This window comes from Holophagales bacterium, assembly GCA_016699405.1.
Classification (GTDB): Bacteria; Acidobacteriota; Thermoanaerobaculia; order Multivoradales; family JAGPDF01; genus JAAYLR01.
Map to the genome: position 1 here is coordinate 4065640 of CP064972.1, position 26066 is coordinate 4091705.

The following is a 26066-nucleotide window of genomic DNA, read 5'->3' on the forward strand; positions in this document are numbered from 1 at the left end:
GATATTAGATATAAAATCGAATGCGCCCCCGAGCCTGCATCAAGCCCGGCTCCGAGTCAAGAGGTTGCGCACGACAACGGAAACGGCCGGCGGGTCGCCGCAGACGACCCCCGTTCGGCCCCTTTTCTGACCCACTACAATGGCCGCCATGCGACTTTCGCGCTTCGCCTGGACCGTTCTCGCCTGCAACCTCGCCGTGGTGCTCTGGGGCGCCCTGGTCCGTGCCACCGGCTCCGGGGCGGGCTGTGGCGCCCACTGGCCGCTCTGCAACGGCGAGGTCCTGCCGCGCGGTGCGACCTTCGAGACGATCGTCGAATGGTCGCACCGGGCGAGCTCGGGGGTGGCCCTCGTGCTGGTTCTGGCGCTGGTCGTCGCCGTCTTTCGCTCCCGTCCCGCCGGCTCACCGGTCCGCTGGGGCGCCGCCCTGTCCGGACTGCTGATCCTCACCGAGGCGGCGGTGGGGGCCGGGCTCGTGCTCTTCCGCCTCGTTGCCGACAACGCCTCGATGGCGCGCGCCATGTTCATGGCCGTCCACCTCGTCAATACCTTCCTGCTGCTCGCTGCCCTGGCTTTGACCGCACACTGGGCCGGCGGGCGCGCGCCGCTCCACCTGCGCGGAGGCGGGTCGACGCTCGTCCTCGCACTCGCCGCCCTCGGTGGCACCCTGGTCGTCGGCGTCAGCGGAGCCGTCGCGGCGCTCGGCGACACGCTCTTCCCGGCCGAGAGCCTGGCCCAGGGGCTGGCCCTCGACCTCTCTCCCACCTCCCACCTGTTGATCCGCTTGCGCCTCCTCCACCCGACGTTCGCCTTCGTCGTCGCGGCGCTGCTGCTGCTCGTCGCCTTCCGCCTGCCCGATCGCGCCGCCAGCCCGGCCCGCGCCCAGCGTTGGGCGACCGCGTTGATCGCCTTCACGCTGCTTCAGGTCGTCGCCGGGGTGGCGAACGTCGCGCTCCTCGCCCCGGTCTGGTTGCAGATCGTTCACCTGTTGCTGGCCGACCTGGTCTGGCTTTCGGCGGTGCTGCTCACCGCCGAGGCGTTGGCAGTCAAACAGGAGCCGCTCGGCGCCTAGCCTGCATTTCTCACCGCGTTCCGTCGCGAGGCGGAGCAGGCGCACGGAACAGGACATCGAGCCGACCGAGCGCCAGCGCCGAGCCTGCGATCGCAGCAAGCTCAGCGCCGCGCAGCAGACGCGGTCAGATGGCGACGCCGCGGCAGCAGCGGGGCGAGAAATGGGGGCTAGCGACGGTTCCGCGACCGCGGCTCAGGCGCGCGCCGCGTGCGCGCCGCGGCGCAGCGACTGGACGAGCAGGAAGAGCGCCAGCGTCGCCAGGATCGCCGCCGCCGCACCGTTGACCGCCTCGACCCCCAGGCCGTGGCTGGCCGCGAGATTGCCGGCCGCCAGGCGGATGAGCGCCCAGAGCGTGATCGTCAGCACGAAGAGCATCGGCAGGAGGGTGAAGAGGTACGGCTTCTTCTCGTGGCGCAACCAGACGGTGAGCGAGAGCAGCGTGAGGGCGGCGAGCAACTGGTTCGAGGCACCGAATAGGGTCCAGAACTTCACCCACGCCCCCGTGCCGCTGAACAGCAGGAAGTAGAGCGGCAACGCCATCGTCAGCAGCGTCGCGGCGAGCGCTCCGATCCGACCCTGCCAGCCGAAGAGCTCCTGCAGCAGGTAGCGCCCGAGGCGGGTGCAGACGTCGAGCGTGTCGAAGACGAAGGTCGAGAAGGCCATCGCGCCGAAGGTCACGGCGAAGGCGAGATGGTCTTCGCCGATCAACAGCGTCATGAAGCGCCCGATTCCGTTGCCGTAGATGGTGCCTGGTGCCAGCCCCTTGATCTCCGCCGGCGCCGCGATCATCACCGTCACCAGGGCGATCACGGCGACGAACCCCTCGGCGAGCATCGCCCCGTAGCCGACCGCATGCATGTGCGACTCGCGGTCGATCTGCTTGGAGGTCGTCCCCGAACAGACCAGGCCGTGGAAGCCGGAGCACGCCCCGCAGGCGATGGTGACGAAGAGGAACGGGAAGAGCGAACCGGTCAGGCCGCCGATCTCCCAGGCGCGGAAAACCGGCATCTTCACCTCGTAGCCGCCGAAGAGAATGCCGATCGTCCCGAGGGCCAGCGCCGAATAGAGCACGTAGCCGCCGAGGTAGCCGCGCGGCTGGAGCAGCGCCCAGACCGGCGTGACCGAAGCCACGGCACAGTAGACGACGATCAGCACCGCCCAGGTCCGGTGATCGAGGACGAGCAGCGTCGAGAGGCGCGTTCCCATCCAGGCCACCGCGAAGGTCGCCGGGACGAAGATCACCGTGGAGAGCCAGAGCGGCGGCTTGAGGAACCGTTCGACGATGCCGAGGACGATCGAGAGCCCGAGGTACATCACGCTGGCGATCGCCACGGCCCCGCCCGGGTGGAACGAGACGCCCCCCTGCTGCAGCTCCTCGGTGCCGGCGACGAAGGTCCCGGCGGTGATGTCGGCGAAAGCGACGATGACGTAGACGAGCGCGATCCAGATGAACGCCATGATCGCCCGCCCGGCCGCACCGCCGAGGTGCTCGCGGGTGATCTCGGCGATCGAGCGCGCACCGTGGCGCACCGAGGCGGCGAGCGCCGCGAAGTCGTGCACCGCGCCGATCAGCACCACGCCGAGGCCGATCCACAGCAGGCACGGTCCCCAGCCGAAGGCCTGGGCCGCGAGGATCGGTCCGGCGATCGGACCGGCGGCGGCGATCGCCGAGAAGTGCTGGGCGAAGAGGTACGAGCGCGAGGTCGGCACGAAGTCCACGCCGTCGCTCCGGGTGTGTGCCGGCGTCGCACGGCCGTCGTCGACCCCGAGCTGGCGGGCGATCCAGCCGCCGTAGAGCGTGTAGGCGAGCGCGAGCAGCGCCAGGAAGCCGATGGCGAGAAGCGGCAGGCTCATCCTCTCCTCCTTACTTCGAGCTGTGGTGCGAGAGCACCCGACGGAACCCCGAGGCACCGGCGATCACCGCCGCGACCCCGCCGCCGATCGCCAGCAGACCGGCGAGCGCCCGCGCGTGGTCGATGGCCGCAGCGTCACGCGCCTCGGCGAGCAGACGCAGCGGCCCGGCGTCGTGCGGAATGGTGAAGAGCCCGACGGCGGCGAGCAGGAAGCCGATCGCCATCGTCTGCATCGAAACCGGCGCGCGGTGCGGCCGGCCGGCAGCGCGACCGATGACGCTGCCGCTCCACGAATACGAGCAGTAGATCGCCGCCCCCAGCACCAGCCAGCCGACGAACCGCCACCACGAGGCCGGCGGCAGGTAGACCATCAGAAAGATGCAGCAGGCGGCACCGAGCATCGGCACCAGCCAGGGACCCCCGGGGACGCGGAAGGCACGGCGCCGGTGCGGATCCTTGTGACGCAGCACCGTCACCCCGATGCACACCAGCAGGAAGGCGAAGAGCGTCCCGATGTTCGTCAGCTCGACGACCTCGTTGATGTTGGCCACGGCCGCGAAGACGGCGACGAACCAGCCGGTCAGCCAGGTGGTGACGTGCGGCGTGCGGTAGCGGGGGTGGATCTTCGCCGCCCAGCCCGGCAGCATCCCGTCGCGCGCCATCGAGAAGAAGATGCGCGGCTGGCCCATCTGGAAGACGAGCAGCACCGAGGTGGTGGCGAAGACCGCGCCGAGCGAGATGACCAGCGCCGGCCAGTTCATGCCGAGCGCCGAGAAGGCGGTCGCGAGCGGCTCGGCGGTGCCGAGCTGGTTCCACGGCAGCATGCCGGTGAGCACCGCGGCCACCGCGATGTAGATCACCGTACAGATCGCCAGGCTGCCGAGGATGGCGATCGGCAGATCGCGCTCGGGGTTGCGCGTTTCCTCGGCTGCCGTCGAAACGGCGTCGAAGCCGATGTAGGCGAAGAAGACCAGGGCCGCGGCGGTGGCCATTCCCGCGAAACCGTTCGGGGCGAAGGGCGACCAGTTCGCCGGCTTGACGTAGAAGGCGCCGAAGCAGACGAAGAAGCCGATGATCGCCAGCTTCAGCCCGACCATCCAGTTGTTGAAGCCGGCGCTCTCGCGCACGCCGCGGACCAGGATCAGGGTGAGCAGCATGACGATGGCGAAGGCCGGCAGGTTGAGCACCAGCGGCACGCCGAAGAGCCGGGGCGCGTGGGTGAGCGCCTCGGCCATGCGCACGGTGGCGACCCCGAGGGTGGCCGTCGGATCCTGCCCCTGGGCCACCGCCTCTCCCACCTGGCGCGCCGCCTGGGCGGCGGTGCGGTAGTCCAGCCCCAGCCAGCCCGGCCACTCGAAGCCGAAGCCGCGCAGGAGCTCCTGGAAGTAGCCCGACCAGGAGATCGCCACGGCGATGTTGCCCACGGCGTACTCGATGATGAGGTCCCAGCCGATGATCCAGGCGACGAGCTCGCCGAGCGTGGCGTAGGAGTAGGTGTAGGCCGAGCCGGAGATCGGCACCATCGAGGCGAGCTCGGCGTAACAGAGCGCCGCGAAGCTGCAGGCCACGGCGGTGAGCACGAACGAGAGCATGATCGCCGGGCCGGCGCCGAGATGCTGGGCTCCGCCGGCCGCGGCCGTGCCGACGCTCGAGAAGATCCCGGCGCCGATCACCGCGCCGATGCCGAGCAGCGTCAGCGACACCGGCCCCAGCGTGCGCTTGAGCCCCTCCCCCGTCTCCGACGACTTGAGGATGTCGTCGAGCCCCTTGGTCCGCATCAGATCGCGCAACAGCACTCCGGCGCCTCCGTTTCGGTCGCTGAATTCGAAGCTGGCAGTCTCGCACAGCCGGCGTGCCGAGTCACCGCGGCGGCGGGCGCTCGCCCGCCGGCGACGCCTCGCGCCCCCCGGCTACCGCGGCGTGCCGGTCGTCCGGGCCGGCCAGCGAAAGACGCTCACCGCCCACTCGGCGCGATAGCGATCGTCGGGGAACTGGAAGCGGACCTCCGGCGGAGGGCCCGACCCCACCCCGATCCGTTCGGTCGCCCAGAGGTCGCCGCTGCCCTGGTCGAGGCCCGGGGAGCTGTCGATCGCTTCTCCGCCGACCCAGACCCGTGGCGAGGAGTACGGGTCGACCGGATAGTGGCGCAGCCAAGAGACCACCTGGAGCGCGTCGCCGGGGCGGGGCGCCGGCGCGAGCGCGATCGACTGCGGCTGCCACCGGTCGTCGCCGTTGAGCCCCTTGTGCTCTCGCCCGCCGATCTCCTCGGGCTCGCCCCAGGAGTGAAAGCGTCCGACGAGCGCCGGTCCGCGCACCCGCAGCCACCGCGGCCCGACTTCGAGATCTTCGCCCGGCGAGGCATCCCCCGGCGGCCGGCTCGCGGCGCGACGCACTTCGGCATCGGCCCGCTCCCGACGATCGGCCGGGAGACCGGAGAGACGTTCCACGTCCACCACCACCGAGAGGTCGGCAAGCTTGTCGCGTTCGCGTTCGAAGCGCACCGCGCCGGCATCGCGCCACTCGCTGAGCACGACGTGGTGGCGCGGCAGCAGGCCGCGGGCCGCGGCTTCGGCCAGCAGGACGTCGAGCGTCGTCGGTGTCACGCTGCAGTGCACGTAGTCGAAGCCGGTGCCGCCGCGCCAGGCGAGGGCCAGCATCGCCGGCGCGAGGAGGGCGAGCGCCGCGCCGCGCCGCAGCCGCGCCGCGATGCGCTGCGCCAGGACGGCCACCGGCAGCGCCGCGGCGAGGGCGAGCGGCTGCAGCAGCGGCACGAAGTTGTTCGCCTTGAAGTGCGCCGTGACGACGAGGTAGAGGCCGACGAAGGCGAAGGGCGCAACCAGGCTGACGGCACGCGCCAGGCCGAGCGGCGACCGCCGTCGCAGGTCGCGCAGCGCGATCGCGCCCCACAGGAGCAGGCCGAACGCGGCCAGGGCGGCGACGAGAGGACCGAACGTCGTCCCGTCGCGCAGCCATTCGGCGAGCTGCGCGACCGCGGCGAGTCGCGTCTCGCTCCCCTGCTGCTCGCGATGAGCGTAGAAGCGGAAGATCGTCTCGAGGTCCTCGAGGAAGAAGAGCTGCGAGGCGTTCAGCAGGGCGATCAGGGCGAGGCCGACGGCGGTCGCGGCCGGCACCCAGCGCCGCAGCACCTCCGGCCGGCGGATCTGCGTCGACACGACGATCGTCGCCGGGACGGCGAGCGCCACGCCGGTCTGCTTGCAACTGAAGGCGAGGGCGATCGTCGCCGCCATCGCCAGATAGCCCGCTCGACTCGGCGCGACCGCGGCATCGACGATGCACAGGACCGCAAGGGCCCAGGCAAAAGCCAGCGGAGCGTCGGGCTTGAAGACCGCCGAGGCGTGCAGGTGCCAGGGCGACACGGCGAGCAGGGCGGTCGCGGCGAGCGCCGTGCTCCGGTCGAAGAGTCGGCCGGCCAACAGGAAGAGCGCGAACAGCGTCGCCGTTCCCATCAGGACGTGACTGCCGCGCGCCACCCGCAGCCCGGCGGGTGTCAGGTGTTCGCCCTGCGAACCGGCGAACGAGGCGCCGACGAGCGGCGCCAGCCGCTCGGCCACCGCCAGGAGCGCCGCCTGCGGCGCCCAGGTCACGGCGGGATAGAAGCCGTTCATCCCCTGGGGAGCCTGGCCGCTCACCAGCGCGCTGACGTTGCGGACGTTGTACTGCTCGTCGTAGAAGCGCCCCTCGTCGGCCCAGAAGAAGGCGTACCAGAAGTCGAGGGCGGTGGCGGCGACGAGCAGCAGGACGAGCGCCAGCCGCGGCACGCGAGCCAGCTCGCGCCAGGGCGCGAGAATGCGCCGCAGCATCAGGAGAGGCTCACCCGGCCGGCGGCGAGGCGCACGCGCGCGGTCACAGTCCGAGACGCTCCGGATCGCCGGCCGGCCGCGGCTCGCCGCGCGAGACGACCACGGCCGCCGCGAGATCGCCGGTGACGTTGAGCGTCGTGCGGCACATGTCGAGGAAGCGGTCGACGCCGAGGATGACGCCGATCCCTTCGACCGGCACGCCGACCTGGCCGAGGATCATCGCCACCACCGGAATCGAGCCAGCCGGTACGCCGGCCGTGCCGACGCCGCCGAGGATGCAGACGAAGAGCACCAGCGCCTGCTGGGCGAGCGACAGATGCACGCCGTAGAACTGCGCCAGGAAGAGCACGGTGACCCCCTCGAAGAGCGCCGTGCCGTTCTGGTTGGCCGTCGAGCCGACGGTGAGCACGAAGCGGGCGACCTGGGGCGGTAACCGCAGCTTCTCCTCGGCGACCCGCAGCGCCGTCGGCAGGGTCGCGTTCGAAGAGGCCGTCGAGAAGGCGGTGATCATCGCCTCCTCGACGCCGCGGAAGAAGACGCGCGGGCTCATCCCGCCGAGCAGCCGGACGAGCAGCGAGTAGACGACGAACTGATGGATCGCCAGGGCCAGCACCACGACGCCGACGTAGCGGGCGAGCTGTACGAGGATCTCGACGCCGACCTCGGCGGTGAGCGAGAAGAGCAGCGCCGCCACCCCCACCGGAGCGAACGAGATGACCACGTCGACCAGGCGCATCGTCACGTCGTAGAGCCCCTGGATCCCCTCCTCGAGGCGCGCGGCCGCATCCGTTTTCACCAGCGACAGCCCGACGCCGAACATCAACGAGAAGAACATCACGGCCAGCATGTCGCCGTCGGCCGCGGCGCGCAGCGGGTTGGCCGGCACGAGATCGGTGAGCAGCTCCATGCCGCTCTTCGGCGCCGCCGCCTTCGCCAGCACCGCGGAACGGTCCGCGGCTCCGGCGGTCATCCGCGCGCGCGTCGCCTCCGACATCCCCTCGCCCGGCCGCAGCAGGTTGACCAGCGTCAGCCCGAGGACGACGGCGATCGCCGACACGACGACGGTGTAGGCGAGCGTCTTCATTCCGACGCGCCCGAGGCTCTTCAGGTCGCCGAGCCCGGTGATGCCGAGCACCAGTGCCGAGAAGAGGAGCGGCACGACGAGCATGAAGAGCAGCCGCAGGAAGACCTTTCCGATCGGCTGGGCGACGTAGGAGAGGACGAAGGCGAGGCGTGGATCGCCGGCCAGGAAGGCGTGCGCGGCGAGGCCGAGGACGACGCCGGTCGCCATCCCGAGGAGCATCCGCGTGTGCAAGGGGAGGCGGACCCGTCGCACGGCGGGCACAGCAGCGGGAGTGGACATGGCGGCGCGAGGATACGGGCGCGCTTTCGCGCCTGTCAACGCGCCCGGCGGCCGCCGGATCGGCTCCTTGGCGCCGCTCGCGCTTTCTGGCACATTGGAGCCGGTCCGATGACTCGATTCCTGCCGCTCCGCCGCGGTGCCGCGTTCGATGCCGCGATCCTGGTCGCCAACCTCGCCCTGGTGCCGTGGCTCGCCACGGCGGCGGCGCAGGAGGGCGTGACCGCTGGCGGGCTGCTGATCGGAGCCTGGGGCTCGCTCGCCGCCGGCGCCTTCCTCAAGCGCGTCCCTCTCCAGGCACGACTCCGCCTTCGACCGGCGAGCGAGCCGCCGGCAGGAACGGCCGCGCTGGTCGGCGCTTTCGTCCTGCTCGTCATGCACCTGGGGCTCGCCGCCACGCTCCTTCTCGCCGGCAGCGAGGCGATCAGCGGCCGGACGACCGGCGTGCCGGCCATCCTTTCCGTGGCGCTCGGCTGGCTGCCCACGGCACTCTTCGCCGCCGCGCTGGTGCCCTCGGCCTCCGGACGGACGTCGCCCTGGCGCGCCAAGCCGGCCTGCGAGCTCGGCGCCGACCTGCTGCTCGGCGCCGGCTCGGTCGTCGCGCTCGGCTGGTGGGATGCCGCCATCGCCCCGCAACTCGCCGCCGCCCGGCCGGCGAGCCCGTGGCTCGCGCTCCTCCTCGTCGTCCTGCTCACCGTTCCCTTCGCGATCTTCTACCTCGCCCCGCGACTGCTCTTCCTCGCCGAGGACTACCGCTCGCCCGGAACCTGGATCGGTGCCGCCCTCGCCATGCTGCCGCTCGCCTGGCGACTCGTCTTCTGACCTCCAGGCTCAGGGTGCGGCGGCTCCGCAGGTCGCGAAGGCGTGGAGATCCACCGCCGGCGGGAACGGATGACCCGGCAGGTTGTGGCGGGTCCACACGCGGTCGCCGACGAGATCCTCCACCCGCAGCTCGACGTCGAGATCGGTGAGCCCGGCGGCGAACGCCCAGTACGACTGGGTGAGCGAGCAGCCGTCGAGCACCTTGACGAGGATCTCGGCGTTGCCGGGGGTGAAGAACCAGAAGAAGCCGCTCTCCGGGCCGAGGCTGCGCGCGTGGCCGGCCCCCTGGCCGCCGTGACCATCGGCCCAGTGCACCGTCGCACGGAAGCGACCGCCGCCGAGGCAGAGGACATTCTCCGTCGGCTCGCAATGGGACTCCCCGGGCGTCGGCGCCGGGAGCTGGATGACGAAGAGGCGCCAGTGTCCCGGCGCGCCGCTCATCGAGGGACTGCCGGTACCGTGCTGCGCGTCGAGCTCGACGTGGAGTGCCGGACCTTCCTGCCAGGTCTCGCCCGCATCCTGCGACACGAGCTGCCGCAGCGAAGCGGCGCCGGCGAGCAGATGCACCGTGTCGCCCGTGACCCAGAGCTCGGGGATGCCGGCGAGCGGGATCGAGGCGGCCAGGGTGGTGAAGTGCCGGCCGTCGGCGCTGCGCGCGAGCTGCACCGACGAGGTGCGCGGCACCGCCATGAGCCAGGTGCCGTCGGCGAGCCGCGCCACCGTCGGATCCGCCGCGACGCCGCCGTCGAGCGCAGCGCCCTCGCGGGTGAAGTGGATGCCGTCACTTCCCACCGCACTTTCGATCGACGGGTGGGCCGGCGACGGCTCGAGACCGAAGTCGCCCTTGAAGAAGAGGCGATAGCGGCCGTCCGGCAGGCGCACGATGTCGGGGTCGACCGCGTGTCCGTCGAAGGCGCCGTCGAGCCGCACGCAGTCGAAAGGCACGAGATCCCCATCGCCACTCAGCCGGGCGATGTGGATGCCGTGCCGACCCGGCTCGCCGCTGACGAAGTAGACCCAGGTCTCGCCGTCCGGGCGCTCGATGCCGTCCGGCACCGAGGCGGCCGCCAGAGGCGGGCGGCCGGTGCCGAGGAAGGTGAGGCCATCGGCGCTCGTCGCCATCGCCACGTGGTGGTCGCGCGGGCCGCCGGCCGGCGGCGGATCGTCGACCGTCGAACGACAGTCGTTCGGATAGTCGGCCGGGAAGTCGGCGCGCAGCGACGCCGAGGTGCCGAGCGCCAGGCTGAGGACGAGGGCGGCGAGCAACGCGAGCGAGAGGCCGGGCTGGGTTCGTCGCGACATGGGAGGACACCTCCGTGCGGAGCGCGACGTCACCGCAGCACGCGGCAGCGACCGCCCCGCTGCTTCCTGACGACGGAGCGGCCGGCGGGATTACCGCACCGATGTGGTAAACCTGCGGTGCGCCGCCTCGTCAGGAAGGTGTGGCCGCCCTGCGGGCTCACCCGCCGGCCGCGGCCGGAGACCGCCGACGTGGACGGAGCGCTCGACAGCATGGGGATCCTGGCCACCGCTGGCCTCACCGAGGCCGAGCTCGAAGAGCTCCTGCCGCGCCTGCAACGGCCGGTGCTGCGCCTGCTGCTTTCCGAGCTCGGCGATCTCGCCGATCTCGAGACGGCCGAATCGCTCACCCAGGAGTGCTTCCTGCGGGCCTTTCGGCATCGCGCCCGATTCCGCGGCGACGGCTCCCCGGAGGGCTGGATTCTGCGCATCGCCGCCAATCTCGCCCGCGACCACCGCAAGAGCCGCGCGCAGCGCTTCTGGCGGCGCCTGCTGCGAATCGAGGCGCGCGACGACGAGACGGATCGTCACGGTCAACCCATGCCGCCGCTCGATCCCGCCGATGCCACGCCGAACGCCGAGCATCAGCTCCTGCACCGCGAAGCGGCCGAGCGCCTGCGGCGGCGCGCCGCCGCGCTCCCGGAGCGCCAGCGGCTCGTCTTCCACCTGCGTTTCGTCGAGGAGATGCCGCTCGAACGGATCGCCGCCACGCTCGGACTGGCCACCGGCTCGGTCAAGAGCCACCTGTCCCGCGCTGTCGCGACACTGCGGCGCGATCTCGCCGATTGAGCCGAGAGATTCCAGGAGAGACCATGGAGCGCCTTCCGTCCGACCGCCATCTCGACGACCCGGCCTTCCTGTCCGCGCTCGCCGACGACGTCCCGACCGAAGCCGCTGCCCACCTCGAGCGGTGCGCTTCATGCCGCCGGGAGCTCACGCGGTTTCGCGCCGCGATCACCGCTCACCGGGAGAGCCTCGACGGTGTCGCCGAGCGCGCGGAGGGCCGCCTGGGGGCCGAGCGCCAAGCGATCCGCGTGCGGTGGAACGCCGAAGCCGGTCGGCAGCGTCGCCTCCGCGCGCTGACCTGGGCCACCACCGCGACGGCCGCGCTGCTCGCGGTCGCCATCGGCCACCCGTGGTGGCGGGTCGAGCGGCTCCGGGAGCCTCACACGATGCGGGAGACACCGCTCGCCACCGCAACCCTGGCCTCCGCCGCGGCATCCGCGGCGAGCGACGCCGATCTGCTGCGTCGCGCCGAGAGCGCCGTCGAACGCGGAACGCCCGCCGCTCTCGCCCCGGTCGAGGCCCTGCTCGACGAGCTCGGCGCGGCGACCTCGCGCGAGGGAGGAGTCTGATCATGCCGAACCGGTTGCGCTCGACCCTGGTCCTGCTCGTGCTGGCCGCCCCGCTCGCCGCCCAGAGCCCGGAAGGCCTGCCGCCCGGCGCACCCGCCGCGCCGTTCGGTCGACCGGCGGGCGGACGACCCGCGCCGGGCTCGTTCGGCGCGCCACACCCCTCCCCGGACCGCTGGTGGGGCGATCGACGGTTGCTCCCCGCCCTCGACCTGCCCGCCGAGCAGCTGGCGCGCCTCGAGGCGACCTATCAGAGTGCCCGGGGCGAGCTCGACGCGCTCGATCGCCGCGTCGGCGCGTCGGCGGCCGAGCTCGCTCGCCAGACTCGCGATGCCGCTCCCACGGCTGCCGCCCTCGCTCTCGCCGTCGACGCCTGGACGACCGCACGCCGCGATCTTGAGGTCGCCCACCTGCGGCTCCTGCTCACACTCCGCTCGCAACTCTCGCTCGAGCAGTGGCGTCGGCTGCGAGAGTTGCAGCGCAGCGGCCCGGCTCCGGCCGGCCCCGGCCCGCACCCGAGAGACGACTCGCGTGTCGCGCCGGAGACTCGTCCGTCGCCGAGAACGCTCCCCGAGCCGAACCTCGGTCCCCGGCCGCCCGGGCCCATCGGACCTCCCGGGGGATTCGCCCCCTCGCCGCCCGGAAACACCGGAAATCGCGCGATCGCCGCTCCCCGCGGGGTCGGGCTGCCGGCCGGACCGCCACTGCCGCCGGGTCTCTGGTGGCACGACGAGGACGGGCCGCGGCTGCCGATCGACCTCGCGGACGGCCAGCGCGAGGAGCTCGACGCGGTTTTCGCGCGACGGCGCGGCGCGCTCGAAGCCGCCCGGGCCGCGCTCGAGCGCGAGGAGCGCCTCCTCGGCCCTCGCCTCGCCGCCGAGCCGGTCGAGCTGGCGCCGGCGCTCGACCAGGTCGCGCGTGTCGCCGACGCGCGCCGCGATCTCGAGCGCGAGTTGCTCGGCCTGCGCACCGCGCTCTGGATGGAGTTGACGCCGGGTCAGCGGCAGCAGCTGCTGCAGGCGCTGCCGCCGCTGCCGCCACGAGACGGTCCGCCGCGCGACTGACGCCTCGGCCGGTCGGCGCGCCGGCGGGGGTCCCCCGCCGGCACAGCCCTCCCCGATCAGCGCAGCCGCAGCCGGACGACCACCGGGTCGTGGTCGCTCACGCGCTTGGCGTCGGCGCAGTCGGCGTCGAGATGGACGAGGTCGACCTCTGCTCCGCGCCGCAGCTCCGGGGACACCACGACGTGATCGAGCAGCTGCGACGCCCCCTCGAAGTTGAAACTGTAGCGATCGGCCTCGGGGACCCGCAGCAGCAGGTTTTCGAGCGGCGGCGCGGCGAGCGCTCGCACCGCCGGCGCATGCTCGAAGTCGTTCAGGTCGCCGAGCACGACGACACGCGCCGCCGGGTCGGCACCGAGCAGCCGCTCGACGAAGCCGCGAATCTCGCGCGCCTGCGCCTCGCGCTTGCTCGAGGTCGGGGTGCGAGGTGGCTGGACGGCACCGAACGGCCGGTCGTCGTCGTACTTCGACGACCAGTGGTTGACGACGACGAAGAGCGGCCGGCCGAGCGCGCGCAGCTCGACGACGAGCGAGCGTCGTACCCCTTCGCCCTCGCGCAGATCGAAGGCCGGCGACGTCGGCGCGACCCGGCCGGGCGAGAGCGAGAGCGCGAGCTTGCGCCCGCGACCGACCACCTCGCTCGACGCGAGCGGCCCGGGCATGCCGCCTTCGGGACCGCGGCGCACGAGCTCGGCGCGCGCCGGATCGACGAGCAGGGCGACCCGGATGTTCCCACCCGGCTGCCCTCCTTCGCGATCGAGCGCCGGGTCGATCCAGATCGCCTGGTACCGCGGGCCACCGGCGGCGACCACGCCGTCGACCACCTTCCCGAGGGTCGCCGACGAGGTGACCACCCCGTCCCCCTTCGTCGGACCCGAGTCGTCCTGGATCTCTTCGACTGCCACGAGAGCGGGCGATCCCATCCGCCGTGCGATGGCGTCGCCGATCCGCACGAAGCGCTGGGGATCGCCGGCCGCCGAGAGGTTCTCGACATTGAACGTCGCCACGGTCAGGTGACGGGAATCCGACCGCAGCGTGCTGACCTCGCCGCACGAGCGTCCACGGAGCTCGGCAACGACCGGGGCCAAGGGCAGGAGCTTGTAGTTCGAGAACGAGTAGTCGACCACCCCGACGATCGGCGAGGCGCCGCCGGTGATGCGGTCTCCGACGTCGACCGCCGGCAGCTCGGAGACGAATCGCCGCACCAGGAGCACTCGCTGAAGGTCCGGGCCGTCTTCGCCCAGACGCACGCCGCCCACGGGCGTGCGCCGGGTCGCCGCCGCGCCGTCCGGCCGCAGCACCAGCTCTCCGAACGACGAGCTCGGCCCGACGACGTCGCCGCCCGCGAGCTCGACTCGCATCCCCTCGAGGCTCTCCCAGAAATCGATCGCGTCGTCGGCGGGGGCGAATCGCGTCAGGCCGTCGCCGTCGATGCGCGAAGGAATGCGATGCATCTCGCCGAGCCGCAGCGGTGGCGGCAGGAGAGTCGCTCCGGAGGCCGGCGCGACCGCGCCTGCCCGCAGGCGGGTCACCGGGAGCCCTTTGCCCTGGGCGATCTCCTCCACCCGTCCATTGACCGAGACCGCCTGGCCCGGCGCGAGCCTGGTGGCGGCAGGCCAGGAGACGAAGACCCCCTCGGAGGTGGCGGGATCGTCGTCGGGCGTCGTCGACTCGAAGAAGAAGCCAGGATCTCGCCCCGCGCCGTCGACGGCCGTCACCACCCCGTCGACGCCAGCGAGCCACCAGCCTTCGAACGGCGAGCGATGCGCTGCCCCCTGGACGCGAGCGATCGTCGCCGGTTCGCGGTCGACCGCGAACAGCAGGAAGCTCGTCGTCTCCTGCGCCGGATTGAAGTTGTCGTCGCTGACCACGAGCAGACTGCCGCGCCCGTCCGGAAGCTCCGGCCCGAAGGCGATCCCTTCGAAGTTCTCGACATGCACCCCGAGATCGGCGAAGTCGACGAGCAGGCGCTTGTCCACCGGCACGAAGCTCGCCCCGGCCAGCGAGGCGAGGCCGGAGACGTCAGTGGCGCCGGCCAGCGAGATCTCGTAGAGGCGCACGGCGTTGCCGACGCCGACGACGAACTCGCGCTCGAGCGCCAGCAGGTGCTCGCCGTCAAGCGGCAACAGGTCGACCAGCCCACGAACGCGGTAGGCGTCGGCGCTCGCCGGCTTGCCCGCGACGGCGTCGACGAGGTAGACGAACTCCGCCACGCGGTCGCCCGCCGTGCGGTCGAAGCGAAGGATGCGCGACGGGCTCTGCTGCCCCACGTCCGCCGCCGGGCCGTCCTGCACCAGGGCGTTCTCCGTCGCGGTGAAGAGGTAGCGCGCGTCCGGGCTCAGAGCGAGGCTCTCGAGCGCCAGATTGAGCCGCACTCCGTGCGTCTCGCCGCCGGCCACGGGACGCAGCTCCTCCGGCAGGGCGAGCTCTTCGCGGAAGCGGCCGTCGGGCCCGAAGCGCGCGATGAACGGCGGTACACCCTGGGGCGCGATGCCCTCGCTCGAGAGCAGAAAGCCGCCACCGACGAGAGCGATCCCCTCTGGATCGATCGCCTTCGGCGAGTACGGCCGGTCGAGCGGTCCGGTGATCGGCAGGACCTCGACGGGCACGAGGTCGCCGTCGTCGAGCCGGCCGTCGGAGAAGTCGGGGCGCAGCCGGTAGAGCCGCACCGGACCGCGTTCCGGATGATCGCCGCGGTCGTCGCACATCGCCCAGAAGGTCCGGCTTCCGGCGTCGTAAGCCAGTCCCGAGAGTCCCCCCACCACCGTACCGCTGAACGGCAGGCCCTTGGCCAGGATGGCACGCCCACGAAACTCGAGCCCGGAAATCCGCGGAGCGGGCGACGCTGCGGGAGGGTCGAGTGGCGCGGCGGCAGCGCGGGGCACCGCCCACAGGCTGTACCACGCGACGACGGCGGCGGCGAAACGACAGAGAGAACGAACGGACATGAGCGCTCCAGGGGTGGGACCGACAGCCGCTCTCGCAGCGACCTTGTCGGCAAGCGTACCAGCCCCTCCAGGCAACCGGCGCCGGCGCGGCCCACGAGAACGGGATTCCCCTGGCGGACCTCGTCGGCGTAGGACGAACTCCACTTGTCATCCTGTGGCGCCGTCCCTAGACTGAGCCCGTCAGGCGATCTTCCCGATCCGAAAGGCGACATGGCCGACCCGACGCGCGCACCGCAAGAGTCGACGATGGCCCCACCGCACCGAGCTCTGCCGGAGCCGCGATCCCCACTGGACAGCTCATCCCGGTCCCGCGATCGCCGACCTCGGACCGTCCCGGTGGTCGATTCTCGAGCGACTCTGGTATCTGAAGGGTCGCCTGAATGATCCCGGGGGCGACGTCCCGTCTCGTCGTCTCGTGCCTCGCCGCCGCCACCTTCGCGGTCGCAGCGGTCGTCGCCGTGCTCGGACTCGACGGAAAGCCGGGCGGCGGCAGCCCGCTCGTCTGGCTGGCTGCAGGTCTACTGGGAGCAACGGTCCTCGTTCTCTATGTCGCCTCCAGGCGGCGCACCGAAGCTCGGCTGCGCGAAGCCGAAAGGAAATACCGCGATCTCGTCGAACAGTCCCCGGCCATCGTCTACCTCGACGAGGTCGGCGGTCCCTGGCGCTACCTCAGCCCAAAGGTCGAGGAGGTCCTCGGCTATCCGGTCGCCGACCTCGCGGACGGCCGGGAGCGCTGGCTCGCCCACGTCGTCCCCGAGGATCGCGACCGCGTCCGCGAACAGGTACAGGGTGAGTTTCGAGAGGGTCAGGGCGTCGGCCTCGAGTATCGGATGATCCGCCGCTCGGGCGAGCTCGCCTGGATCCGCGACGAAGCCCGAGCCGCGCGCGACCCGGACCGTGGAGCCTGGCTCCTGCGCGGCGTCGCGCACGACATCACCGCCAGCAAACGCGCCGAGATCGAACGGCAGGCCCTGCTGCAGATCATGCAGGGCCTGGTCTCCGTCACCGACCCGTCCGACTACCTCCGACTCGTCCACCAGGCGGTTCGCCGAGTCATGCTCGCGGAGAGTTTCTACACGCTCCTCCACGACCCGGTCACCGGACGATTCACCACGCTCTACGCCGACGCCGCCGCCGAGGACACCCCGCTCGACCCGGAACAGCTCGATCGCGGCGTCGCGGCTCACGTCTTCCGGGCCGACGAGGCTCTCGCCCTGGACCCTCCGGCCTTCGACCGGCTCATGGCCGACGGGGTCGTCGCCACGCCAGGACGGCCCGCCAAAGCCTGGCTCGGCGCCCCACTGCGTGGGCGCGAACGCACGCTCGGCGTCCTCGCCGTCCAGAACTACACGGCGGCGAGCCGCTACACGGAACGCGATCGCGACTTCCTCGTCTCGGTCGCCGCGCAGGTCGCCGTCGCCATCGAGCGCCAGCAGGCCGACGAAGCGCTGCGCGACAGCGAGGCCCGGTACCGACTGGTTTCGGAGAACCTCGCCGAGTCGGTCTGGACGGTCGACGCCGAGACCCTCCGCATCACCTACGCCAGCCCGTCGACCGAACGGGTTCGCGGCCTGACGCCGCAGGAGGCGATGGAGCAGACCCTCGACCAGGTGCTGACCCCGTCGTCCCTCGCCAAGGCACTGCGGCTGCTCGCCGAGCGGCCGATGGTCCCGGGGCTCCCTCCACACACCGACGAGTTGGAGCAGTACCACAAGGACGGCTCGGTGCTGCTCACCGAGGTCACCACCAGCTTCGCCCTGGACAAGAACGGTCGGATCCAGATCGTCGGCATCTCTCGAGACATCACCGAGCGACGCCGCGCCGAGGAGGCCCTGCAGCGCAGCCAGCGCAATCTCGAGATGGCGCAGGAAGTCGCCCATCTCGGCAGCTGGGAGCTCGACGTCGCCACCGGTTTCGGCGTCTGGTCCGACGAGATGTACCGCCTCTTCCGGCGCGATCCGGCGCTCGGCGTCCCGCCGCTCGACGAGTTCCTCTCCTGGGTCGCCCCAGGCGACCGTGACGCGTTGCTCGCCGCCCAGGCGCGCGCCTTCGAGCGGCGCGAGTCGGTACGCATCGAGTACCGCACGCAGATCGCCATCGGCGAGGAGTCGCACTTCGAGGCGATCCTCTCGCCGGTGGTCGACGAGGACGGCCGCCTCGTCTGCATGGCCGGCACGGCGCTCGACGTCACGCGGCGCAAGCGGGCGGAGATCGCGCGCCGGCAGACCGAGGCGGCGCTGCTCGAGAACGAGGTCCGTCTGCGGGAGGCTCAGCGGATCGCCAGCCTCGGCGTCTGGGAGCTCGATCTCAGGCGCAACCTCCTGACCTGGTCGGACGAGATCTACCGCATCTTCGGCGTCTCCCCGCAGTCATTCGCCGCGACCTACGAGGCCTTCCTCGAGCGGGTCCATCCAGAGGATCGGGAGATCGTCAACCACGCCTACACCCGCTCGCTCGCCACGCGTCAGCCCTACGAAGCCGACCATCGCCTGCTGCTCGACGACGGCACCGTCAAGTACGTCCACGAGCGCTGCGAGACCTGGTACGACGACGACGGCATGCCGCTGCGCTCGGTCGGCACGGTGCGGGACGTCACCGAGGCGAAGCTGGCCACCGAACGGATCAGCCTGCTCTCGCGCGTCGTCGAGCAGATGGAAGACACGGTGCTGATCACTGACGTCGCCGGAAGAATCGAGTACGTCAACCCGGCGTTCGAGCGCCAGTTTGGCTACTCGCGAGACGAAGCGATCGGGAGCAATCCGCGAATGCTCAAGTCGGGGCTCGAACCGCCCGAGATCTACCAGCGTCTCTGGGCCACCATCCTGCGCGGCGAGACGTTCCAGGCAGAGATGCGCAGTCGTCGCAAAGACGGCGAGCTGATCGAGGAGACAAAGACGATCACGCCGATCCGCGACGACCACGGGCGCATCGTCCGCTTCGTCGCAACCGGGAGAGACATCACGGCCCGCAAGCGGATGGAGCACGACCCGAGCGAACGGCTCAAAGAGCTCACCGGCCTGCGCCGGATCTAGCATCTGCCGCGACGGCGAGCCGACGGTCGACGAGCTCTCCCGGCAGGTGAACGCGCCGCTGCCGGCGGCCATGCAGTTCCCGGACGTCGCACGCGCGACGGTCGTCCTCGACGGCCGCGTCTGGGGAGCTCCGGCCGATCCGTCCGTGACCAAGCGATCGCTCGGCGCCGACCTCGTCACCGCCGGCACCGTGCGCGGCCGGCTCACCGTGCAGGATGCGACGGACCTCGCGTTCCTCCTGCCGGAGAAAGAGAACCTGCTCGATCGCATCGCCCACGCCGTCGGACTCTGGCTCGACCACCGCGACTCCGAGGCGATGCTGCGGGCGAGCGAGGCCCGGCACCGCCATCTCTTCGAAGCGGCGGGAACGGGGCTCGGGTCAGCATGCACCGCATCGACGATCCGCGTGACCCGACCGCCTTCGGCGGAGATGAGCGGATTCGACCGTCCGGAGGATCTCTACGACCGGAACATGATCGACCTGATCGCACTCGAAGACCGCCAGCGCGTCGTCCGCGAAACCCAGCTCAGATCCGGAGCTTCGTGGCCGCCGCCGAGCTCTGCGAAGCGAGTCTCCTCTTCGTGTGCGAGGTGGCGCTGAAGAAGCAGCTGCAGCTCGGCTTCAGTCTCGACGGATCGAACGACTCCGCTCGGCCTGAGGCGAGCGGACGGTCCCCACCTCCCGGTCGCGCCAGCCGGCCCGCCGACCTTGGCTCGTCGAGCCTGGGCTCGGCGTGCCGATCGGCGAGCGAAGAGGACTGCCCCACTCGGCTGAATGTGCACTTCCCTTCTCCCGGCGCGCTGCTAGGATGCGCCGCACTCTCACGCCGTACGAGGTCGGAGGAGGTCTCATGGGCAAGCTCGCCAGCGCGCTTCTCGCTGCGCTCTTCTGTTCGCCGAGCGCGTTCGCCTCGTTTCATCTCATGCAGGTGGAACAGGCCGCCGGCGGCGTGTGCGGGGACGCGACGCGCCAGGCGATCCAGCTTCGCATGCGCTTCGCCGGCCAGAACCTGCTCAGCGGACACGAAGTCGCCAGCTACGACGCCAACGGCGAGAACCGCATCCTCCTGCTGTCCTTCCCGACCGGCGTCGCCAACGGAACGGCCGGTGCACGCGTGCTGCTCGCCACCTCCGAGCTCGCCGCGGCGACCGGCCTCACGCCGGACTTCGTGATGGCGCAACACCTTCCCCCCGCTCGGTTGCGCGCCGGCAAGATCGCCTTCGAAGACAGCCCGGGCCTGGCGCTCTGGTCGATCTCGTACGGCGGCGTCCGCTACCTCGGAAGCAGCACCGGCCTGTTCACCAACGACGCCGACGGCGATTTCGGTCCGCCGACCGCGATCGAGCTGCCGTTCAGCTCGGCGCTCTCCCTGCGCTTCCCCGGCGCGGCCAGCGCCGCGAGCACGACGAACGCCGCCGACTACGCCCTCTCGAGCGGGCCGGCCTCCCTGACGAACAACGCGGGCGCCACGGTGACCCTCCCCTCCTGCACCTTCGGCGACGGCTTCGAGCTCGGCGACCTCTTCTCCTGGCACGGCCTGATCGGCGGCGAGTTGTGCAACGGCGTCGACGACGACGGCGACCTGGCGATCGACGAGGACTTCCCTCTCGGACAGTCCTGCTCACGCCCAGGCGGCGCGACCGGCCTCTCCACCTGCGCGCCGGACGGTCGCGGCGTGCTCTGCACGCCGTAGTCGCGGCTCGAGCTCGGCGCTAGACTCCGGGAGACGACTCCGCCCGTTGCGGAGCCCCGGCCTGCGAGGTTGCCATGAGCTCGGCGCTGCTGCTCGTCGATATCCAGAACGACTATTTCCCCGACGGCGCCAAGGCGTTGCCGGGGGCCGTCGCCGCCGGCGAGCGCGCCGCTCTGCTGCTCGCCGACGCACGGGATCGAGGTCTGCCCGTCGTCCACATCCAGCACGTCGCCGTGCGCCCGGGGGCGACCTTCTTCCTTCCCGCGACCTTCGGGGTGCAGGTGCACGCCTGTGTCGCGCCTCGTTCCGGCGAGCCGGTCTTCGTCAAGCACTTCCCCAGCGCCTTTCGTGACACGCCCCTGCTCGCGCACCTGCGCGACCAGGGCATCTCAAGCTTGCGGATCGCCGGGATGATGACCCAGATGTGCATCGACACGACGACGCGCGCCGCCGCGGATCACGGGTTCGAGTGCGTCCTCGCTCACGACGCCTGCGCCGCGAGCTCGCTCGCCTTCGCCGGACGGGTCCTCGACGCGGCAGACGTTCACGCGGCCTTTGTCGCCGCGCTCGACGGAACCTTCGCCGCGGCCCGTTCGGTCGACGAGATCTGCCGCGGCGCCTGAGGCTGCCGACGCGGCGATCCCCGGCGCTGCTCGACGGCTCCGCCCGAGCCTATCCGGAGGCGCCCTTCGGCAAGGTGAAGTAGAAGGTCGCTCCGGCGCCGATCTCGGACTCCGCCCAGATCCTGCCGCCATGGCGGTGGATGATCCGTCGGACCGTGGCCAGTCCGATCCCCGTACCCGGAAACTCCTCCTGGCGGTGGAGCCGCTGGAAGGGCACGAAGAGCCGCCGAGCCTGGGTGGGATCGAAGCCGACACCGTTGTCGCGCACGAAGAAGGTCTGCTCGGTGAGCCCACCCATCCCCGGCGGCCCGGCGTCGACTCGACCGAGCTGCACGTGCGGGCGTGCGACCGGCCGGGTGAACTTCCAGGCATTGCCGAGGAGGTTCTCCACGACGAGGTGCATCAGCTCCGGATCCCCTTCGACCCGCAACCCGGGAGCGATGTCGACCTCGACCTGCCGCTGTGGCTCGGCCTCCCGCAAGTGGCGAACGACCTTGGCGGCGGACCATCCGAGATCGAACTGATCGAGGCGCAGCGGACCCTGGGTCGAGCGCGAGAGCTCGAGCAGGTGGCCGATGAGCCCCTCCATCTGCGCCGCGGAGCGACGGATCCGCTCGACGAAGTCGCGCCCGGTCTCGCCGAGACCGTCGCCGTGGTCCTCGAGCAACGCCTCGGAGAAGCTGCCGATCCGGCGCAGCGGCGCCTTCAGGTCGTGGGAAACGGAGCTGGCGAAGGCGTCGAGCTCGCGGTTGGCGGCCTCCTGGCTGAGCACGGCCTGGCGGATCTCCTCCTCCTCGCGACGGCGGACCGAGCAGTCCCTCGCCACGCCCGCCGTACCGACGACCTCCCCCTGCTCGCCGTACACCGGCACTTCGATCGTCTCGAGCCAGGCGGTGCTGCCGTCGCTGCGCAGCAGGGGCCCCTCGGCGCGCTCGGGCTTTCCAGTCGCCAACACGCGCGCATCGCGCTCGAGGTACTTGCTGGCCTGCACCGCCGGCCAGATGGCGCGGGCGTCCTTGCCGATGACCTCGCTTGCCGGGCGACCGCAAGCTTCGCAAAACGGCTCGTTGACGGCCAGGTAGCGTCCTGCGGCGTCTTTCAGCCAGGCGAGGTCGGTGATGCCGTCGAGGAGCGCGCGTTGTCGGGCCTCCGACTCCCGCAACCGCTGAAGGGTCTCTTGGAGCTCCCGATCCGCCTGCCGCTCGGCGGTGACCTCGCGCAGGATCCCGACGATCAGCGGCTGCCCGCTGGGGCCGCCGAGTCGGCTCTTCTTCGTCACCACCTGGTGGACCACGCCGCGGGCGTCCGTCACTGTCTGCTCGAGAACCAGAGTGCCGCCGGTGGCGATCACCTCGTCGTCGGTGCGAAAGAAGGCCGCCATCTCGCCCTCGGGAAGCCTCGCGGCACCGGTCATCCCGAGGAGCGCCTCGCGCGGAAGGCCGAGAAGGGCACAGAACGCCCGATTCACGAAGACGAATCGATGCTCCCGGTCCTTGACGAAGACCGGCTCGACGAGGCCGTCGAGGATCGGTCGAAAGCCGTCCGGAGCGGCGTCGAGCCCGTCGGCCCCGTCAACCGCTCCCGGAGGGCGGGCCCCCGTCCCCGGCCGAAGCCGACCGCGACGAACCGGCGGCGGGCCCTTCACCCAGGTGCCGGCCGCGAGCGGCGACGACGTCTCCTCCGGCGTCCCGCCGGACGACCTCCGGCGGCGGACCCCAACGGCTCCAAAGTCCTTTCCAGGCCCCTCAGGCGACCCGCTCATGACGTTCCAGTGCATTGGAGTCTAGCGCCGAACGAGACGTTTCCTGACGCGGGAAGACCGAAAAACCCACCCGGTAGGCTACGATTTCCCCGCGTGACACGCCGACCTCACCAAGCGGAAAGACCCCTTCGGGTTCTGCACGTCGAGGACTCTGCCGACGACGCGTTGCTCGTCCGGCGAGCGCTCGAACGAGGGGAGATCGGCGCTCGGGTGCTGCGCGTCGACACCTGGGAGGAGCTCTCCGCCGCGCTCTCGCAACACTGGGACATCGCGCTGTGCGACTACTCGCTTCCCGCACTCGGCGGCGATGTCGCCTTGGCCATGCTGGCCGATCGGCGCCCGGAGCTCCCCGTGCTGGTGGTCTCGGGGGAGATCGGCGAAGACGATGCGGCCCAGATCATCCGCGGCGGGGCACGCGACTTCATCCCCAAGTCCGCCCTCGGCCGGCTCGCCCCGGCGATCCGCCGCGAGGTCGCCTCGGCCATGCGCGCCCGCGAGCTGCGTCGATCGGAGGAGGCCTATCGCGATCTCGTCGAAGGCTCGATCCAGGCGATCGTCATCCTGCAGCGCGGCAGGATCGTCTTCGTCAACCCGGCGGCGACCCGGTTCTACGGTGGCACGACGCAGGAGCTGCTCTCGCTCCAACCGGACGAGGTCACCCGACTGCTCCATCCCCAGGACCGGCAGCGCGTCTGGGGAGCCGTCGGCGAGCTCCGACGGGGCCGGCGCGAGTCGCTCGCCGGGATCGAGTTCCGCCTGCTCCGGCGCGATGGCGAGCAGCGCACGCTCGAGTTCTCCGCCACGCGCGGGCAGTTCGCCGAACGCCCTGCGGTGCTGGTCACGCTGATCGACGTCACGCAGGCCCAGCAGCTGCGCGAAGCGTTGATCCGCGGCCGGGAAGAATGGGAGACCGTCTTCGACAGCGTGCCGCAGTCGATCGCCATCGCCGACCGCGAGCTCCGTCTGCGCCGCGCCAACCGGAACCTCGCCGAGCGGCTCGGCGCTCCCTACCGTGCCCTGCTCGGCCGCCGGTTCGACGAGCTGATCGGCGGTGGCGCGAGTTACGGCGACGCCACGGACGCCGTGCTCCAGGCGGGGGGCGGAGCGGGTCGTGACGTGGTGGTCGACAGTGCGCCGCTCGGCGGCGACTTTCGCTTTAGCATCACCCCCTTCCTCGACAGCCGCGGCAACGTCGTCGGCACGGTCCACGTCGGCCGCGACGTCACGGCACAGCGCCGCGGCGAGGAGCTGGCGCGCCGCCGCGCCGCCGTCGAGCAGACAGAGCTGATCTTCCGTACCTTCCGCCACGAGGTCGGCAATCTCCTGAACACGCTGCGGGTGACGCTCGACGTGCTCGAGCGCAATGTCGACCGCTTCGACGGTGCACGGCGCGAGGCCTACTTCTCCCGCTGTCGCGAGAGCCTGAGCCTCGCCGACAACCTTCTCGAGACCCTGAGGCGCTACCATGCCGTCGACCACGTGCGCGTCGCTCCCCTCGAAGTGGCGCCCTTCCTGCGCGCCTTCGGCGGCCTGCTCTTCGAGGGTCCGACCCAACATGGTCTGCGCTGCCAGCTCGAGAGCTGCAAGGAAGGAGTCGCGGTCTTGGCCGACCGCGATGCCCTGTTGCGGGTGCTGCTCAACCTGATCGACAACGCTCAGGCGGCCACCGCCGGCGTGGACGATCCCTGCGTCTCGCTCACCTGCTCGGTTTCCGCAAGCGAAGTGCTGCTCGGCGTCGCCGACAACGGCCACGGAATCTCCGAGGAGGACCAGGAGCGAGTGTTCAATCCGTTCTTCACCACCAAGCCACGCGGCTCCGGCATGGGACTGGCGATCGTCCAGCGGCTCGTCCACAAGATGGGAGCCCGACTCGCCCTGCGGAGCGTCCAGGGTCGCGGCACCTCCATCAGCCTGATCTTCCCGCGCCTCGATCTGGCTGCAGGCGCCGCCCCGCCGTTGCTCCACCAGGTGCCGATCGGAGCGCCGGGTTGAGCGCCGAGCTCGCTCTCGTCGGGCGCGGTGTCGACGGTCGCTACCGTCTCGAGGCCCTGCTCGGCCGCGGCGCGCTCGGGGCGGTCTACCGGGCGCGGCATCTGCTGATCGACCGCGTGGTGGCGATCAAGATCCTCCATCCCGGGCGGCGGGGTCAGGCGGCCTCGCGCGACAGCTTCCTCAACGAGGCGCGCACCGTCAACCGCGTGGCGCACCCGAACATCGCCGAGATCTACGATTTCGGCGAGACCGACGACGGCCTGGCCTACCTCGTCATGGAGCTGCTCGAGGGCGCCCGCCTCGCCGATCTTCTCGTCCGCGGCCCGGTGGCGCCGCTTCTCGCCCTGAGCATCGCCGAGCAGGTCAGCGGGGCGCTCGCTCGCGCACACGACCTCGGGGTGATCCATCGTGACCTGAAGCCCGAGCACGTCTTCCTCGTCCACCGCGCCGGACGCGACGACTTCGTGAAGCTGATCGACTTCGGGCTGGCCGCCTGGCTGAGCCCGGAGAGCTCCGAGGGCGCGCGCGGCCTCGTCGGCACGCCCGCCTACCTGTCGCCGGAGCAGGCGCGTGGCGAGGAGACGACGCCCCAATCCGACCTCTACTCGCTGGGTGTGCTCTTGTTCGAAGCGCTGACCGGCACGCTGCCGTTCGCGAGCGACGACGATTCCGAGCTCCTCGCCTGCCATCGCGAGGCGATCGCCCCCGATCCGCGCCTGCGCCTTCCCGGCCTCGACGACGAGGTCGCCGGCATGGTCAACCGACTGCTGATGAAGCGGCCCGCGGACCGGTTCATCGACGCCTACCATCTTCAGGACACCTGCAGTGGACTGATCCGCCGGCTGCGCTCGACGCCGGCCGGCGACCTCGACGACACTCGACCGGCAGGGCCGATGGCGGCTCTCGGCGGCACCCCGCGCCTGGCCTTGTCGGCGGTGGCCGCCGCGGCGCTTCGCGCCTCGTTCTTCGGTCGCATGCTGGCGACGGCCTATCCCGGCGGCAGCGCTCCGCCGTCGTTGATCTCCGACCTCAACCGGCACTGGCAGCAGGTTTCGGAGCTCTGCCAGGCCGAAGGCGAGCTCCAGGTCGCGCTGCGCTGGGAGGACACGCTGCACCGCCGGCAACGCGACCTCAGCGAGGCGACCGGCCGGGAGATCGAGGCGATCTCGCGCGCCCGCTCCCTGGTGCAGCGCGAGGTCGCCAGCGCCACGCAGGCGCTCCCCGGCCTGCTCGCCGGCGCGCAACAGGCCGGGGAGGAGCTCCTGCGGGCCCGCGAGCAGGCCTCGCAGGCCGAGCTCGATGGCGACGACGAGCGCCTCCGCGAGGCGCTGGCGAACGCGGGAGCCGCCGCGGCCCGCCGCCAGGGCGCGCTGGACTC

At 71.5% G+C, this 26066-nt stretch carries 17 protein-coding genes; 10 read left to right on the forward strand and 7 right to left on the reverse strand.

Translation table 11 applies throughout. The features are described 5' to 3' along the window. Window positions 1–139 precede the first annotated feature (139 nt). Window positions 140–1069, forward strand: coding sequence for a COX15/CtaA family protein (locus IPJ17_16835; protein ID QQR73130.1), 930 nt, complete (start codon window positions 140–142; stop codon window positions 1067–1069). Window positions 1070–1261: 192 nt separating this feature from the next. Here IPJ17_16835 and IPJ17_16840 read toward each other — a convergent pair whose 3' ends face one another. From IPJ17_16840 to IPJ17_16855, 4 genes are all read right to left on the reverse strand, one after another. Then, window positions 1262–2923, reverse strand: coding sequence for a carbon starvation protein A (locus tag IPJ17_16840; protein ID QQR73131.1), 1662 nt, complete (start codon window positions 2921–2923; stop codon window positions 1262–1264). Window positions 2924–2933: 10 nt separating this feature from the next. Further along, window positions 2934–4700, reverse strand: coding sequence for an amino acid permease (locus IPJ17_16845; protein ID QQR76209.1), 1767 nt, complete (start codon window positions 4698–4700; stop codon window positions 2934–2936). Between the two features lie 132 nt (window positions 4701–4832). Then, window positions 4833–6743, reverse strand: coding sequence for a glycosyltransferase family 39 protein (locus IPJ17_16850; GenBank protein ID QQR73132.1), 1911 nt, complete (start codon window positions 6741–6743; stop codon window positions 4833–4835). A 43-nt stretch (window positions 6744–6786) separates the two neighbouring features. Beyond that, window positions 6787–8046, reverse strand: a complete 1260-nt coding sequence (locus IPJ17_16855; GenBank protein ID QQR76210.1) for a dicarboxylate/amino acid:cation symporter — start codon at window positions 8044–8046, stop codon at window positions 6787–6789. Window positions 8047–8214: 168 nt separating this feature from the next. Here IPJ17_16855 and IPJ17_16860 point away from each other — a divergent pair, with 168 nt between their 5' ends. Next, on the forward strand, window positions 8215–8925 hold the full coding sequence (locus IPJ17_16860; GenBank protein QQR73133.1) for a hypothetical protein: 711 nt from the start codon (window positions 8215–8217) through the stop codon (window positions 8923–8925). Window positions 8926–8934: 9 nt separating this feature from the next. Here the strand turns inward: IPJ17_16860 and IPJ17_16865 are convergent, their stop codons facing one another. Beyond that, complete coding sequence (locus IPJ17_16865; protein ID QQR73134.1) at window positions 8935–10227, reverse strand: hypothetical protein; 1293 nt, start codon at window positions 10225–10227, stop codon at window positions 8935–8937. A gap of 189 nt (window positions 10228–10416) precedes the next feature. On the opposite strand from IPJ17_16865, the gene IPJ17_16870 reads away from it, so the two are divergent. Genes IPJ17_16870 through IPJ17_16880 form a run of 3 tightly spaced genes read left to right on the forward strand, consistent with a single transcriptional unit; the run spans window position 10417 to window position 12640 of the window. Further along, window positions 10417–11013, forward strand: coding sequence for an RNA polymerase sigma factor (locus IPJ17_16870; GenBank protein QQR73135.1), 597 nt, complete (start codon window positions 10417–10419; stop codon window positions 11011–11013). Between the two features lie 23 nt (window positions 11014–11036). Then, window positions 11037–11579 carry a hypothetical protein gene (locus IPJ17_16875; GenBank protein QQR73136.1) on the forward strand — a complete coding sequence of 181 codons (543 nt, stop codon included), beginning with the start codon at window positions 11037–11039 and terminating at the stop codon, window positions 11577–11579. 2 nt (window positions 11580–11581) lie between these two features. Next, window positions 11582–12640 (forward strand): periplasmic heavy metal sensor, encoded by a 1059-nt coding sequence (locus IPJ17_16880; GenBank protein ID QQR73137.1) that lies wholly within the window; start codon window positions 11582–11584, stop codon window positions 12638–12640. 56 nt (window positions 12641–12696) lie between these two features. On the opposite strand, the gene IPJ17_16885 is transcribed toward IPJ17_16880, so the two are convergent. After that, window positions 12697–15585, reverse strand: a complete 2889-nt coding sequence (locus IPJ17_16885; protein ID QQR73138.1) for an esterase-like activity of phytase family protein — start codon at window positions 15583–15585, stop codon at window positions 12697–12699. Between the two features lie 380 nt (window positions 15586–15965). On the opposite strand from IPJ17_16885, the gene IPJ17_16890 reads away from it, so the two are divergent. From IPJ17_16890 to IPJ17_16905, 4 genes are all read left to right on the forward strand, one after another. Continuing rightward, on the forward strand, window positions 15966–18617 hold the full coding sequence (locus tag IPJ17_16890; GenBank protein ID QQR73139.1) for a PAS domain S-box protein: 2652 nt from the start codon (window positions 15966–15968) through the stop codon (window positions 18615–18617). Between the two features lie 46 nt (window positions 18618–18663). Further along, complete coding sequence (locus IPJ17_16895) at window positions 18664–19218, forward strand: hypothetical protein (GenBank protein ID QQR73140.1); 555 nt, start codon at window positions 18664–18666, stop codon at window positions 19216–19218. A gap of 250 nt (window positions 19219–19468) precedes the next feature. After that, a complete protein-coding gene (locus IPJ17_16900) occupies window positions 19469–20311 on the forward strand; it encodes a hypothetical protein (GenBank protein QQR73141.1) in 843 nt (280 codons plus the stop codon). Between the two features lie 74 nt (window positions 20312–20385). Continuing rightward, window positions 20386–20934, forward strand: a complete 549-nt coding sequence (locus tag IPJ17_16905; GenBank protein ID QQR73142.1) for a cysteine hydrolase — start codon at window positions 20386–20388, stop codon at window positions 20932–20934. A 49-nt stretch (window positions 20935–20983) separates the two neighbouring features. On the opposite strand, the gene IPJ17_16910 is transcribed toward IPJ17_16905, so the two are convergent. Then, window positions 20984–22579, reverse strand: a complete 1596-nt coding sequence (locus IPJ17_16910; GenBank protein ID QQR73143.1) for a PAS domain-containing protein — start codon at window positions 22577–22579, stop codon at window positions 20984–20986. 210 nt (window positions 22580–22789) lie between these two features. Here IPJ17_16910 and IPJ17_16915 point away from each other — a divergent pair, with 210 nt between their 5' ends. Next, on the forward strand, window positions 22790–24688 hold the full coding sequence (locus IPJ17_16915) for a PAS domain S-box protein (protein ID QQR73144.1): 1899 nt from the start codon (window positions 22790–22792) through the stop codon (window positions 24686–24688). Window positions 24689–26066: the final 1378 nt, after the last annotated feature.